The 13,294-nt window shown below is 70.9% G+C and carries 13 protein-coding genes and 1 pseudogene; 3 read left to right on the forward strand and 11 right to left on the reverse strand.

What is annotated here, in order from left to right; genetic code table 11:
• Positions 1 to 13: 13 nt before the first annotated feature.
• Positions 14 to 1,159 (reverse strand): ROK family protein, encoded by a 1,146-nt coding sequence (locus ACYVF4_RS13035; RefSeq protein WP_460723477.1) that lies wholly within the window; start codon positions 1,157 to 1,159, stop codon positions 14 to 16.
• 125 nt (positions 1,160 to 1,284) lie between these two features.
• On the opposite strand from ACYVF4_RS13035, the gene ACYVF4_RS13040 reads away from it, so the two are divergent.
• Complete coding sequence (locus ACYVF4_RS13040; protein ID WP_460723479.1) at positions 1,285 to 2,688, forward strand: aspartate aminotransferase family protein; 1,404 nt, start codon at positions 1,285 to 1,287, stop codon at positions 2,686 to 2,688.
• A 64-nt stretch (positions 2,689 to 2,752) separates the two neighbouring features.
• Positions 2,753 to 3,055: pseudogene (locus ACYVF4_RS13045) on the forward strand (DUF7882 family protein); the annotation flags it as partial.
• Between the two features lie 147 nt (positions 3,056 to 3,202).
• Here ACYVF4_RS13045 and ACYVF4_RS13050 read toward each other — a convergent pair.
• The 6 genes from ACYVF4_RS13050 to ACYVF4_RS13075 all read right to left on the reverse strand — a co-directional run bounded on the left by ACYVF4_RS13050 (position 3,203) and on the right by ACYVF4_RS13075 (position 7,813).
• Complete coding sequence (locus ACYVF4_RS13050) at positions 3,203 to 3,520, reverse strand: DUF7882 family protein (protein ID WP_460723481.1); 318 nt, start codon at positions 3,518 to 3,520, stop codon at positions 3,203 to 3,205.
• 31 nt (positions 3,521 to 3,551) lie between these two features.
• Complete coding sequence (gene manA, locus ACYVF4_RS13055; RefSeq protein ID WP_460723483.1) at positions 3,552 to 4,694, reverse strand: mannose-6-phosphate isomerase, class I; 1,143 nt, start codon at positions 4,692 to 4,694, stop codon at positions 3,552 to 3,554.
• A 41-nt stretch (positions 4,695 to 4,735) separates the two neighbouring features.
• Positions 4,736 to 5,611: an alanyl-tRNA editing protein gene (locus tag ACYVF4_RS13060; RefSeq protein ID WP_460723485.1), complete on the reverse strand. Its 876-nt coding sequence runs from the start codon at positions 5,609 to 5,611 to the stop codon at positions 4,736 to 4,738.
• Entirely contained in the window at positions 5,608 to 6,357 is a 750-nt protein-coding gene (locus tag ACYVF4_RS13065; RefSeq protein ID WP_460723487.1) for a phosphatase PAP2 family protein, read from the reverse strand. The genes ACYVF4_RS13060 and ACYVF4_RS13065 overlap by 4 nt, the downstream gene beginning before the upstream one ends.
• A gap of 43 nt (positions 6,358 to 6,400) precedes the next feature.
• Positions 6,401 to 6,739: a hypothetical protein gene (locus ACYVF4_RS13070; RefSeq protein ID WP_460723489.1), complete on the reverse strand. Its 339-nt coding sequence runs from the start codon at positions 6,737 to 6,739 to the stop codon at positions 6,401 to 6,403.
• 87 nt (positions 6,740 to 6,826) lie between these two features.
• Complete coding sequence (locus ACYVF4_RS13075; protein ID WP_460723491.1) at positions 6,827 to 7,813, reverse strand: NADP-dependent oxidoreductase; 987 nt, start codon at positions 7,811 to 7,813, stop codon at positions 6,827 to 6,829.
• A gap of 186 nt (positions 7,814 to 7,999) precedes the next feature.
• Between ACYVF4_RS13075 and ACYVF4_RS13080 the strand changes: the two genes are divergently transcribed.
• On the forward strand, positions 8,000 to 9,250 hold the full coding sequence (locus tag ACYVF4_RS13080; RefSeq protein ID WP_460723493.1) for a glycoside hydrolase family 26 protein: 1,251 nt from the start codon (positions 8,000 to 8,002) through the stop codon (positions 9,248 to 9,250).
• Between the two features lie 3 nt (positions 9,251 to 9,253).
• Here ACYVF4_RS13080 and ACYVF4_RS13085 read toward each other — a convergent pair whose 3' ends face one another.
• Genes ACYVF4_RS13085 through ACYVF4_RS13100 form a run of 4 tightly spaced genes read right to left on the reverse strand, consistent with a single transcriptional unit; the run spans position 9,254 to position 13,248 of the window.
• Positions 9,254 to 10,561, reverse strand: a complete 1,308-nt coding sequence (locus tag ACYVF4_RS13085) for a PP2C family protein-serine/threonine phosphatase (protein ID WP_460723495.1) — start codon at positions 10,559 to 10,561, stop codon at positions 9,254 to 9,256.
• Positions 10,558 to 10,971, reverse strand: coding sequence for an ATP-binding protein (locus tag ACYVF4_RS13090; RefSeq protein WP_460723497.1), 414 nt, complete (start codon positions 10,969 to 10,971; stop codon positions 10,558 to 10,560). Before ACYVF4_RS13090 ends, ACYVF4_RS13085 begins: the two co-directional genes overlap by 4 nt.
• A complete protein-coding gene (locus ACYVF4_RS13095; protein WP_460723499.1) occupies positions 10,964 to 11,296 on the reverse strand; it encodes an STAS domain-containing protein in 333 nt (110 codons plus the stop codon). Before ACYVF4_RS13095 ends, ACYVF4_RS13090 begins: the two co-directional genes overlap by 8 nt.
• Positions 11,293 to 13,248 (reverse strand): glycosyltransferase, encoded by a 1,956-nt coding sequence (locus ACYVF4_RS13100; protein WP_460723545.1) that lies wholly within the window; start codon positions 13,246 to 13,248, stop codon positions 11,293 to 11,295. The genes ACYVF4_RS13095 and ACYVF4_RS13100 overlap by 4 nt, the downstream gene beginning before the upstream one ends.
• Positions 13,249 to 13,294 lie beyond the last annotated feature (46 nt).

Here is a 13,294-nt window from a genome sequence, read left to right on the forward strand (position 1 = left end):
CCGCGTCCGCGTGTCAGGCCGGCGCGCGCAGCAGGTCGGCGAACGCCGCCTCGGCCGCGCCGATGAGCAGCCGGTCCTCGGCGAGGACGGCGACGCGGATGGCGAGGTCCTCCATGTTCGCGGGCATCGCCTGCGCCGCCACGAGCACGGCGAGCCCGTCCAGATCCGGGGCGGCGAGCGTGGCGAGGAAGCCGCCCAGCACCACGACCGACGGGTTCAGGACGTTGACCGCGTTGGCCAGGGCGGTGGCAAGGATCCGCCGCTGGCGCGCGATCTCGGCGGCCGCCTGCGGCCCGGCGGCGGCGAGCGCGGCTGCGAGGGTCGGCTCGTCGGCGGCGGTCAGCCCCGCGACGGCGAGCAGGCGGGCGCGGCTCACCTCGTCCTCGAGGGTGCCGTCGTCGGCGCGGCGGTCGGCGTCGGCGGCGATGCCCGGACGGTTCTGCCCGAACTCGCCGGAGTATCCGCCGGCGCCGGCGACCGGCATCCCGTGCACGATCAGCCCGCCGCCGATGCCGCTGGCCCCGCCGTTGAGGTAGACGACGTCGTCGATGCCGCGCGCCGCGCCGTAGAGGTGCTCGGCGAGGACGCCGAGGCCGGCGTCGTTGCCGACGACCGCCGGAAGGCCCGTCGCCTCGGTGACGAGGCTTGCGAGCGGCGCGTCGGTCCAGCCGAGGTGCGGTGCGTCGCGCACGAGTCCGTCGGCGGCGCGGACGAGACCGGGTACGGCCAGGCCGACTCCGGCGAGGCGGGCGTCAGCGAGCTCGGCGCGGCGCCAGCGGTCGACGCGCTCGGCGACGAGCCGCGCGGTGTCGGCGGGTGTGAGCAGGCGGTCGACCTCGATGCGCTCCCTCACGCGGATGCCGCGGTCCAGGCCCACCGCGGCGAGCGTGAGGGCGTCGACCTCGGGGTTGGCGGCGATCGCGACGACGCGGGGATCGGCGACGACCACGGGCGAGGGCCGTCCCACCCGGCGGGACGGGTCAGGGGCGCGTTCCAGGACGAGCCCGGCGCGCTCGAGCTCGGCGACGAGGGCGGCGATCGTGGACCGGTTGAGCCCGGTCTCGCCGGTGAGGGCCGCCCGCGAGACGGGGCCGTCGACGTGGACGATCCGCAGCAGACGCGACAGGTTCGCCTGCCGCACGCCCGCCACCTCTGCCACCCGCTCACTCTAGGCCGCCGGACGCCACACACTCCGATGAGCGCCGCGGGCGTTCCGGACGAACCGTCCACGGACGGATGCCGGGGCCGCCGGTATCGTCGGGAGCGACGCCCCTGGGAGGCAGCATGTCGACGATCACCGAACGAGCATCCCGCACCGAGGCCGAACTGCAGCAGATGGCCAAGGACCACCTTTGGATGCATTTCGCCCGGCAGTCCGTGATGACCGACGGCCCCGGCGTGCCCATCATCGTCAAGGGCGAGGGGCATCACATCTTCGACTCCCGCGGCAAGCGCTACATCGACGGCCTGGCGGGCCTGTTCGTCGTCGCCGCGGGGCACGGCCGCAAGCGCATCGCCGAGGTCGCCGCCAAGCAGGCCGAGCAGCTGGCGTTCTTCCCGATCTGGTCGTACGCCCACCCGGCCGCGATCGAACTCGCCGACCGCATCGCCGACTACGCCCCGGGCGACCTCAACAAGGTCTTCTTCTCGACCGGCGGCGGCGAAGCCGTCGAGACCGCGTTCAAGCTGGCGAAGTACTACTGGAAGCTGCAGGGCAAGCCCACCAAGCACAAGGTCATCTCGCGCTCGGTGGCCTATCACGGCACGCCGCAGGGCGCGCTTGCGATCACCGGCATCCCCGCGATGAAGGAGATGTTCGAGCCCCTCACCCCCGGGGGCTTCCGCGTCCCGAACACCAACTTCTACCGGGCCGCCGACATGGGCGCGCCCACCTCGAGCCTCGAGGAATTCGGCGTATGGGCCGCCGACCGCATCGAGGAGATGATCCAGTTCGAAGGCCCCGACACCGTCGCGGCGGTCTTCCTCGAGCCGGTGCAGAACTCCGGCGGCTGCTTCCCTCCCCCGCCCGGGTACTTCCAGCGCGTGCGCGAGATCTGCGACAAGTACGACGTCCTGCTGGTGTCGGACGAGGTGATCTGCGCCTTCGGGCGCATCGGCCACATGTTCGCGTGCGACGCGTACGGCTACCAGCCCGACATGATCACGTTCGCCAAGGCGGTCACCAGCGGATACTCGCCCCTGGGCGGCACGGTCGTCAGCGACCGCATCTACGAGCCCTTCGCCCACGGCGACCGCGCGTTCTACCACGGCTACACCTTCGGCGGGCATCCGGTGTCGGCCGCGGTGGCGATGGAGAACCTCGACATCTTCGAAGAGGAAGGGCTGCCCGAGCGAGTGCGGGAGTACTCGCCGCTGTTCCGCCAGACGCTCGAGAAGCTCACCGACCTGCCCATCGTCGGCGACGTGCGCGGCGACGGGTACTTCTTCGGCATCGAGCTGGTCAAGGACAAGGCGACGAAGGAGACCTTCGACGACGACGAGTCCGAGCGGCTGTTGCGCGGGTTCCTCTCCAAGGCGCTCTTCGACGCGGGGCTCTACTGCCGCGCCGACGACCGCGGCGACCCGGTCATCCAGCTGGCCCCGCCGCTGACGATCGGAGCGAGCGAGTTCACCGAGATCGAGCAGATCCTGCGGAGCGTGCTGACCGAGGCCTGGACGCGGCTGTGACCGCCGGCGACACCGCGCGAAATGCGCGGCGTCGCGGGCGTCTGCACGGTCTATCGTTGGCCCCGTGGGAACCATCTACTACGGCGGGTCGGACACCCCGATCAACATCGAGGACCGGGCTCTAGCGCATCTGAAGGTCGTCATCTCGACCAAGCTGCGCCGGAACGAGACGTTCACCCTGTCCTGGACGCACCCTGACGGCCAGCCCCGCGGGCGCAGCACGATCTGGCTGCATCCGTCGATCCCGCTGCGATTCGTCTTCGACGATCCCGAGCCGGCGGATCTCAGCCGGGAGTGGATCGAGGAGCTGGCGAACTCGGCGACCTCGTCGGGCGGCATCGTGCTGGTCGCCGAGCACTTCGACACCGGTCCGATCGACGTCGCCGAAGGGCAGCCCGCGCAGGCGGAGGGGGACCTGAATCTCGGGAGCGTGTCGGTGGACCACCTCGACGTCGAGAAGCTCACCGTCGGTGAGGCGGACGTGGCCTCGCCCGACGCGGAGTCCGACTGAGCCTCACTCGCGCGCGGGCGGCTGCTCGTCGTCGGGCTCGGGGACGATCGTCAGTCCGTGGGGTCCGCTCGCGGCGATCATCATGTCGTCCACCCACGCGCGGTTGATGCGCGGCGGACGGCTGCCGTAGAAGTGGAACTGCAGCGGCACCGACGCGTGCATCCAGAAGCTGCGGCGACCCGTGCCGTCGCCGACCTCGACGTCGAACATGAACGACTCGCCGCGGCGCAGCTTGTTCATCATCACGATGCGCAGGTGCGCCAGGGTCCGGTCCTCGATGTCGATCGCGTTGCCGATGGTGTCGTAGATGAACCTGCCCACGGGGGAAGCATAGCCCCGCGCCTGTGGGGGCTCAGGCGGCGGCGATGAACAGCCGGCCCGCACCCCGGATGCCGAGTTCACCGGCATCCGTCAAGAACACCGCCGTCCCCCGGTCGAGGTCGATCGCCGCCTCGCCGGTGGTCAGCGTGAACGCCCCCTCGACGACGAGGGCGATGGCCGGACCGGTCGTGGACACGGCGTCGTCGCCGGTGACCTCGAGCAGTTCGAACGGCACGCCCGCGCCCGACGGCAGCGACCGCGGCCGGTAGGCGACGGTGTGCGCCCCGTCCTCGGCGGCGGGCAGGTAAGGCGCGGGACCGGGGGTGAAATCGAGCACCCGCGACAGCTCGGCGGTGTCGACGTGCTTGGGGGTGAGTCCGCCCCGCAGCACGTTGTCGCTCGGGCCCATGAGCTCGACGCCGGTGCCGCTGAGGTACGCGTGGATGTTGCCGGCCGGCAGCCACAGCGCCTCGCCGCGGGCGAGGGTGACGTGGTTGAGCATGAGTGCGATCGCGATTCCGGGATCGCCGGGGTATTCCGCCACCAGGCGGGCGACGAGCGGATGCCGGGGCGCGGCCGAGCGGGTGAGCTCGTCCACGAGCGCGCCGACGGCGTCGCCCCCGGCCAGCAGCCACTCGAACGCCGACCGGACCCCGCCCTGGGTGGCGAGGGCGTCCAGCCAGGGGACGAACACAGCCGGATCGGCGGCATCCGCGGCGAGCCCGCGGATCTCGTCAAGCGTCTCATCCACGGGACGGAAGCCGCACAGCGCCTCGAAGCCGTCCTCGAGGGCGACGATCAGCTCGGGCTTGGCGAACGGGTCCTTGTAGTTGCGCTCGCGCGCGTCACGCGGAATGCCCGCCGCCTCTTCGCGCGCGAAGCCGGCGGCGGCCTGCTCGTCGGTGGGGTGGGCCTGCAGCGACAGCGGCGACCCGGCCGCCAACACCTTCAGCAGGAACGGCACACGTCCCGGCGTCCGCTGCTCCCACTCGGCGAGGTCGCGCCACGGCGCGGGCGACGCGATGCGGCTGGGCGCCGACGGGTGGGCTCCGAGCCACAGCTCCGCCTCGGGCCCGCCCGAGCCGCGACGGCCGAGCGCGCGAGAGATCCCGTCGGCGGCACCCCACGCGTAGTCGCGGACGGTACCGGTGATCTCGACGAGCTGGGCGGTCATGCGTGTCCTTCCGAAGGGAACGAGGGCCGCCTTCGTTGATATCACTCCCGGATGACGCTCGTTCGCATGACGACCTCGCGGGCACCCGGCAGGTCGGTGACGGTGAAGCCCGCCTCGAGGCGCCCGAGCTCACCGAGCGACGTCGCGTGGGTCCCGCCGCACGGGATGCGCGCGGCGCCTTCGGGCAGGTCGCACACCCATTCGCGGCGCGCGGTGAGGGTGTCGCCGGGTGCGTCGACGTGCACTGCGGCGCCCGAGGATACCCACCCCGCGAGCACGTCGTTCACGCGTGCGGCGAGGGCGGCGGGATCGTCGAACGCGGCCGCGTCGAATCCCTTGCGGCGCAGCGACTTGCCCACGCGGTAGGTGTCGACCGAGGCGTCGGGCAGGATGCGCGAGGATTCGCAGGCGAGTGCGTCGAAACCGGGAGCGCCGAGCGCGTCGCGCGGGACCTCCTTCGACCAGGCCTCGGCGAGCGCCCGGTCGAGAGCGAGCGAGGCCAGGTGGCAGGCGGTGTGCCCGCGCGACAGCCCGTCGCGGTACGCGCGATCCGCCGTCACCGTGACGAGGTCGCCGACGGTCAGCGGGGCGTCACCGGCGACCAGGTGCGCGACGACGAAGGTCCAGCCTTCGGTGCCGGTGCGTACCGGCACGGCGGCCCCCAGCAGCAGCGGACCGCCGTCGGTCCCGCCGATCACGGCATCCTGGATGCGCACGATCGTCCCGTCCGCCAGCCGCAGGTTGCCGCGGTCGGCGGGCTGGTCGGGCCAGCGGGCGTCGACCGGGTGGAAGGCGGTGCGGTCGAGCACGACCGCCTGCAGACCGGATGCCGCCGGCTCCACCCGCAGGATCGTCGCCGTCGCCTCGACGGCGCCGGACGGGTAGTCGACGTGCGTCTCGGCGATCGCGGCTGTCACCGCGCGTCTTCTTCGGCCTCGGCCGCCTGCGCCGCTTCGGCAGGAAGGCGGCCCGGATGGTCGGGAGACGCGAGCTTGCGATGCGCGCGCCGGTCGCGGAACGCCTCGACCGCCACCCACACGAGCGTCGCGACCGCGATGCCCTCGAACAGTCCCGCGACGACGTCGCTGAGCCAGTGGGCGCTCAGGTACGTGCGGCTCCACATCATCCACAGCACCCACACGGTGCCGGCGAACCACAGCCACCAGCGGCGCAGCAGCAGCGCGAGGGTGATCACGAAGGTCGTCGCGACAGCGGTGTGGCCCGACGGGAACGAGGTGTCCACGCTCTCGGCGAGCGAACCGTCCGGCCGCTCGCGGGCGATGACGGCGGCCAGCGGCGCCCCGATCCCGACCACGACGATGATCGCCGAGGCCATGTTGACGGCATCCCACGGTCTTCTGCGCCAGGCGAAGATCGCCACCGAGCCGATGAGGATGACGATCATCGCCACGGTGCCGCCGCCGATCGCGGGGATCCACGCGAGGATCAGGACCACATCGTTGCGGGAGGCGATCATCAGGTCGTCCCACCACAGATCCAGCGGCAGCGGTTCATGACCGCCGGCGGCGACCAGCACGCGCATGACGGCGAACAGGATCGTCGCGGTGACGCCCGCGATCAGGGCGACCTGGCGCCCCTTGTTGGGGTCGCGCAGCGGCGCCTCGGAGGGCGCCTCGGGTACATCGGTGTCAGCCGGGCTCACAGGGCCCAGCGTAGACGCGCGCCCGGCGACAACGGGCGTCTTCTCACCAGGGCGCGCGGTGCGGTATAGGCGTGGGCCGGCGCGGGCCCGCGCTGATCGGCCCGGCGAGGCGGTTCACGGCCTCGGCGAGCACGTCGTCGAGCGTGCCGAGCCAGCGGGGCGTGTGCGGCCCGACCAGCCACACGATGGCGAGCCCCTCCTCGCAGCGCTCCACGTACGCCACCACGCTGTCCGGATCGTGAGCGGCGACGGCGCCGTCGCACAGCCGCCATGAGTTGTCGTCGAGCGGGAGGAGCTGCAGCTGGTGCACCGACTCGTCAGTTCGATCCCCCGCGCTCTCGTTCCCGAAATCCTGGTCGCCTGCGACCTCGATGAGCGTCATTCTTCGAACCTCCGCCTCCGACTATGCCGACGGGTGCCGACATCGGGAGGGGGGTTGACAGGCTCGGGGCGACGTGTCCGGCCCGGATCAGCTGGCTTCGTGCACCTCGCGCGCCTTGAGGCTGCGGTAGGTCGTGACCGGATGGGTGGCCAGGACCACCTTGCCGCGCGAGTGCAGCTTCTTGAGGTCGGCGTAAGCCTCGGCGATGTCCGTCAGCGGGTAGAAGCCCGACACCAGCACCGTGAAGGCGCGGCGCTCCGCCAGCTTCGTCAGCCTCTCGAGCTGCGCGGTCTGCCGCGCGAGCTCCTCGGGGTCGTCCCGCAGCAGGCGGAGTTCGACGTCGCGGCGATCCGCGCTCGAACGGTAGCGCTCCTCCGGCACGCCGAGCTCGTCGGCGAGGTCTCGACCGTCCTGGCCGAAGTTGTCGATGAACGCCGTGACCGGCGCCCCGGCCACCTTGCGGATGCGGTCGGCCATGCCGTCCCCGTAGCGCACGGGCTTGATGCCGAGCTGCCGCAGGTAGTCGAAGTTGCGGTCGCCGCAGGTGCCGATGACGACCGCCCCGAGGTGCTTGGCGATCTGCGCCTCGATGCTGCCGACCCCGCCGGCGGCCGCCGAGATCACGACGACGTCACCCTTCTTGATGCGCAGGTCATCGAGGGTGTCGAGGGCGGTGACGCCGGCGAGGTAGAGGCTGCCGGCGGTCTCCCACGAAACGGTCTTCGGCTTGGCCACCAGCGCCGCCGCGGGCACCGTGAGGAAGGTCGCGTGCGCGCCCGACCGGACGTGCCCGATCACCTCGCTGCCCACCCGGAAACGCGTGACACCGGGCCCGACGGCCGAAACGATGCCGGCGAAGTCGCTGCCCGACCGCCGGGGCCATGCTTCCTCCCACTCGGTCTCGGTGCCGCTGCGGATGAATCCGTCGATGTGGTTGATACCCGACGTGATGACCTCGACCACCACCTCGCCGTCCCCCGGAGGCGCGATCGGATGCTGACGCACCTCGAGGACGTCGGTGTCTCCCACGCGGTCGTACTCGACGACCGAGGTCTGTTCGTGCTTCTTCGCCACGATGCACCTCACTAGTTCGGCTAGTGAAAAGGGTAGCGAGGTCTCAGCGGGCGGGGCTCGAAACGGATGATCTGCCTCGGAGGCAGAACCGCACTTGACCCGCGAACCTGCGCCGTGCACTCTGATCACACCGCCCGAAGCAAAGCCCCCGCGATTCCGTGACCCGTTTTTCTTCAGGAGTGACCCATGACCGCCGGCATCCGGCACCTGCGGCTCGTCGCCGCCGTGCTTCTCACCTTCATGCTGGCGATCGCCGGCGCCCTGGCCTCTGCCGGACCGGCGGCGGCCGCCCCGCCCTCGACGTCCAGCACTGCCGAGATCACCCTCTCCCCCAGCTCGGGCCCTGCGGGAACGACCGTGACCGTGACCGGACTTCGGTTTCCGAAGAAGTCCACCGGAACCGTCACGGCGGGCACCACGACGGTCGGCGTCACGACGACGGGATCGGGTTACTTCACCGTCACGGTGACGATCCCCTCGGGAACGGCGTCCACCCTCCCCGTCACCGCCACGGTCGGTCGGACGTCGGCCGCCGCGACCTTCACCGTGACCGGTCAGCCCGACACCCCGCCGACCGAGACGGCAGCCCTGCGGTTCGGGGTCACCACGCCCGGTGGCGCGACGGCGAACGCCGAACTGGACGCCGTCGCGGCCCTCGCGGGCGAGAATCCGTCGATCGTGATGTCGTACTACGACTTCGGCCAGCCGGCACCGACCGCGGGCCTCGACAGCGTCGCAGCCCGCGGCGCCGACAGCATGCTGACGTGGGAGCCCTGGCGGTGGGGCGGCGGCGTGACCCAGTCCTCCTACTCCAACGCGCGCGTCGCCGCCGGCGACCATGACGCGTACCTGCGGGAGTGGGGTACGGCGCTGGCCGCGTGGGGCGGCACCGTGTACGTTCGCTACGCCCACGAGATGAACGGCAACTGGTACCCGTGGGCGGAGGGTGTGAACGGCAACGCGCCCGGATCGTACGCCGCGGCGTGGCGCCACGTGCACGACGTGGTGACCTCACAGGGCGCCACGAACGTGAAGTGGGTGTGGAGCCCGAATGTCCCGTACACGGGATCCGTGCCTCTGACCGGCCTCTACCCCGGTGACGCCTACGTCGATGTCGTGGCACTGGACGGGTACAACTGGGGCACGTCGGCCACCTGGAGTTCGTGGACGGCCCCCGAGGCCCTCTTCGCAGGCGGCTTGAGCGAGCTGCGGACCATCGCACCCGGCAAGCCGATCATGATCGCCGAGACCGCCTCGGCCGAGGCAGGCGGGTCGAAGGCGGACTGGAACACCGCGCTGGTGTCGTACCTCGCCGCTCAGCCCGACATCGTCGGGTTCGTGTGGTTCCACCACGACAAAGAGACCGACTGGCGCATCGACAGCTCCGCGGCGTCGGCGACGGCGTTCGCGGCCGCCCTGGCGCAGCGCCGCCAGTAGCGGTCAGGCGTCACCGGCGTCGCGGCGCAGCACCAGCACCGTGACGTCGTCGTCGGGGTCGCTGTCGCGGGCGAGCGCGCGGATCCGACCGACGACGGCATCCGCGTTGCGCTCGGCGGCGACGAGGTCGGCGATCCGGCCGAGTGCCCCGACATCGCCCTCGAACAACTCGAGGACGCCGTCGCTGCAGACGACGAGGGCTTCGGATGCCGCGAGCTCGAGTTCCTCGACGACCCACGGTTCGTCGATGGGGATGCCCACCGGGAGGTTCCGGGACGGCAGCCGCGTCCACGTGCCGTCGGCGCGTACGACGATGCTCAGCCCGTGCCCGGCATCGACGTAGCGGACCACCCCGGTCAGCGGATCAACGCGTGCGTGGAACAGGGTGGCGAAGGCGCCGGCGTCGCCGAGGTCGGCGGCGAGCGCCTCTGAGGCGCGCTCGACGGCGACCGAGAGGTCGCGCTCGCCTCGGGCGCTGCGGACGACCGCGCGCACGGTGGCGGCGATGATCCCCGCGCCGACGCCTTTGCCCATCACATCGCCGACCGTGAACGCGGTGCCGCCGGCCGTGTCGTACCAGTCGAAGAAGTCACCGCCGATCGCCCGAGAAGGAACGCACACCGCGGCGAGACCGAAGTCGGCCACATGCGTACCGGCCTTGGGCAGCAGCGCGCGCTGCACCGTGGACGCGTGTTCCAGCTCGAGCAGCGTCGACCGCTCGCGCGAGGCGATGTCGGCCACGTGCTGCCTGGCGACGCGGGCGAGGTCGTTGACGATGGCCGCCGCAAGACCGAACGCGACGGCAGAGAAGACGGTGCGGGCCAGTTCGTTCGGGTTCTCCTCGAGGCTCGAGCCGAGAAGGAACGGCACGAGCTGGCCGAGCGCCACCCCCAGGAACGCCCAGATGACGAATCGGCGTCCGGGCATGGCGGCGATCCAGACCGCGGGCAGGATCGCCAGCGACGAGAAGATCGACGCGCTCTCGCCAGTGGCGAACCTCAGCACCCCGACCACGGCGAAATCGATCGCGGGGACGAGCAGCACCGCCCGGTCGGACACGTCGGTGCGGTGGAAGACGGCCGCGAGCACGGTCGCGACCAGCATCATCGCGATCGCCGCGGCGAACGCGACCGGACTCGAGATCGTGATCGTCGGGAGGGCGAGACTGAGCACGGCGGCGACGATGAACAGCGCCAGGACCGGCAGCTGCTTGATGAGCGCCGAACGCTCGCCGAGCGCGATGGCTGCCATCGCGAGCGAGTCGACGGCCGGCGCGGCGCCCGTGCGCGTCGCCGTCGGCGTCGACGTCATGAGGGGGGCGAAGAACGCGTCTTGACGATCGTCCAGACGTTGCTGCCGCCGTCGCGCTCCAGCCGGAACTCGTCGACCATGGCCGAGATCAGCGCCAGGCCGCGTCCGGACTCGGCGAGCTCGTCCGGCATGGTCGCGTCCTCGATGTCGACGCGCGGCGGCTCGGCGGTGTCGACGAGCACCGCCCGCAGCGCGTCGTCGTCGGCGTCGAGGTCGAGGCGGCACACGATCGTGGTGTCGGAGCTGCCGTGCTGGACGATGTTGCTGGTCAGCTCGATGAGGGCGGTCTCGAACATCATTCGGTCGGTGTCGCTCACCCCGGGGAACTCGCTCCACAGCGCGGCGAGCCGGTCGTGCACGACGTCGACTCCGTCCGGCGGAGTGCGGAACACCAGCGTGCGTTCAGTCACGGTAGGCGTCCTCGGCGGTGTCGAAGCTCGCCAGGACCCGGTCGAGGTTCGACAGCTGCAGCACCATGGTGACCTGGGCGCTGGGCGCTGCGATGCGCAGATCTCCGCCCGCCTGCCGAGCGGTCTTGAGCGAGCCCACGAGGGCACCGAGCCCGGAGGAGTCCATGAAGTCGATCTTGCTGAGGTCGACGACGATGCGGGTGAACTGGTCTTCGACGGCGCTGAGCACCGCTGCGCGCAGGTCCGGTGCGCTGACCATGTTGAGCTTGCCGGAACCGCGGATGATGGCGACTCCTCGGCGGGCCTTCTCGATCTCGAACTTCACGGCGTCCTCTCGTCGGTGGGGGCGTCTTCAGGAGTGAAGCCGCGGTACGTGGCAGCGCTGAACAGCACGCTCAGAACCACCAGGTCGAAGATCGCCCACGCGATGTTGACCGCGGTCCCGAGCACCTCGGCGTCGTTCAGGAAGAGATTGACACACCCGATGATGATCGCCAACACCAGCAGCACCATCACCACCAGCTGCACCCGGATGAGGTGCCACTGCGGTCCCGTGCTCTGCGGACGCGTCTTGGGGGTGACGGCGAACCCCAGCGGGATGCGCAGCACCACATTCTCGAACGCGGTGCTGCAGGCCTTTATCCACACCGGGAACAGGGCCAGGCTGTACTGCTGACCTCGCCAAGTCGGGGTTCCTCGCGCGGCAACGAGGAACAGCAGCTGGTTGACGACCATGAACGGGATGAACCGGATGAAGAAGTCGAACGAGAGCGTGTCGACGGGGAGGATGCCGAGAACGAGGAACACGATCGGCGCAGCGAAGTAGACCACGGCGGCGAAGCCGCTGAGATAGCTCCACATCGTCGCGAAGTACATCAGCCGCTGCGGGATCGTCAGCGCGCGCTGGACCAGCGGGTTCTCGCGCAGGAAGACCTGCATGGTGCCCTGCGCCCAGCGCAGCCGCTGCGTCAGCATCGTGCCGAGGTCCTCGGGGGCGAGGCCGTCGGCCAGCAGCTCGTGGTGGTAGACGCTCTTCCAGCCCAGCCCGTGCAGGCGCATGCACGTGGCCATGTCCTCGGTGACCGAGATCGTCGCCAGGGGCATGATCGGCTGCGCCTCGCCGGGGCGGTCGATCGTGATGTCCTGCAGGATCGCCTGCACCGATTCGAGGGCGTTGAGGGGCGACAGGTCCTGCTCGACCAGGGCGGCCATGATCCGCTCGACATCGAGATCGGCGTCCGGGTCGTCCGACGTGCTCGCCAGCGCCAGCGCGCGGATCTCGGCCAGGTCGCGCTCGACCTCGGCGACGTCCGAGGCCACGAGCGACAGGCTCGCGGCATCCACCCGACGACCGAGGGCGTACGTGACCGAGGCCACCGGCTCACCGGCGTCGAGCGCGCGACGCGCGTCGCCGATCGCGGCGGCGACGTCGTCGAGCGCAGCGCGCACGGTCGGGTCCTTCGCCGCGGGGTGGGACGACGCCTTCGTGACCGCCCGCGCGGCTGCGGGCAGGGCGCGCGCGATGCGCTTGTCGAGTTCGCGCACATAGCCCACGATGCCCAGCTGCATGAGCGCGTCGCGTCGGAGCACGGCGTTCGAGCCGCAGAAGAACGCGGCGTTCCAGCCGTCCTTGCCCTGCTGGATCGGCCCGTAGAAGAGCGGCGCCTGGCTGCCGAGCGGGTCACCGGTGGCGACGTTCGAGAAGACCTGCGGAGTCTGCACGAGCGCGACCTTGTCGTCGCGGAAGTAGCCGAGCGTCCGGTCGAGGATGTCAGGGCGAGGAATCTGGTCGGCGTCGAGGATCAGGATGTACTCGCCCGTGGTCACCTCGAGGGCATTGTTGAGGTTGCCCGCCTTCGCGTGCCGGGGCCGGTCGTCCCACGCCGATGAACGCGTGATGTAGCCGAGGTCGGCCGCCTCGGCGGCCTCCCGCATCTCGGGCCGGCTGCCGTCGTCGAGGATCCACGTCCGGTGCGGGAAGGTGATCTTCCGGGCTGCCAGGGCCGTGGTCATGACGAGTTCGATCGGCTCGTTGTACGTGGTGATGAAGACGTCCACCGTCGCCGTCGGGTCGGGCGGGGGCGGTGCGGGTCGGCCCTTCGCTCTCCACATCGTCAGGCCGAACAGGCACACGTCGATGAAGCTGTAGGTCTCGGCGACCACGAGCGGCACGGCGATCCACCACGCGTCCCAGTTGAGCGATGCGGTCCACCGCCACAGCAGGTAGTTGCCGCCGAGGACGATGGTGAGCAGGATCACGATACGCAGCGCCAGCATCCGTCCGGGGGATGCGAGCGTGCTTCGCGTGTCCCGGCGCGTGGTG

This window comes from Microbacterium aureliae, assembly GCF_054780155.1.

Excerpts from the sequence above, each read along its gene's own strand:
- ACYVF4_RS13040 (WP_460723479.1), top strand. The coding sequence starts at position 1,285 with ATGTCGACGATCACCGAACGAGCATCCCGCACCGAGGCCGAACTGCAG.
- manA (WP_460723483.1), bottom strand. The coding sequence starts at position 4,694 with ATGACCGCCCAGCTCGTCGAGATCACCGGTACCGTCCGCGACTACGCG.
- ACYVF4_RS13070 (WP_460723489.1), bottom strand. The coding sequence starts at position 6,739 with ATGACGCTCATCGAGGTCGCAGGCGACCAGGATTTCGGGAACGAGAGC.
- ACYVF4_RS13080 (WP_460723493.1), top strand. The coding sequence starts at position 8,000 with ATGACCGCCGGCATCCGGCACCTGCGGCTCGTCGCCGCCGTGCTTCTC.
- ACYVF4_RS13085 (WP_460723495.1), bottom strand. The coding sequence starts at position 10,561 with ATGACGTCGACGCCGACGGCGACGCGCACGGGCGCCGCGCCGGCCGTC.
- ACYVF4_RS13100 (WP_460723545.1), bottom strand. The coding sequence starts at position 13,248 with ATGCTGGCGCTGCGTATCGTGATCCTGCTCACCATCGTCCTCGGCGGC.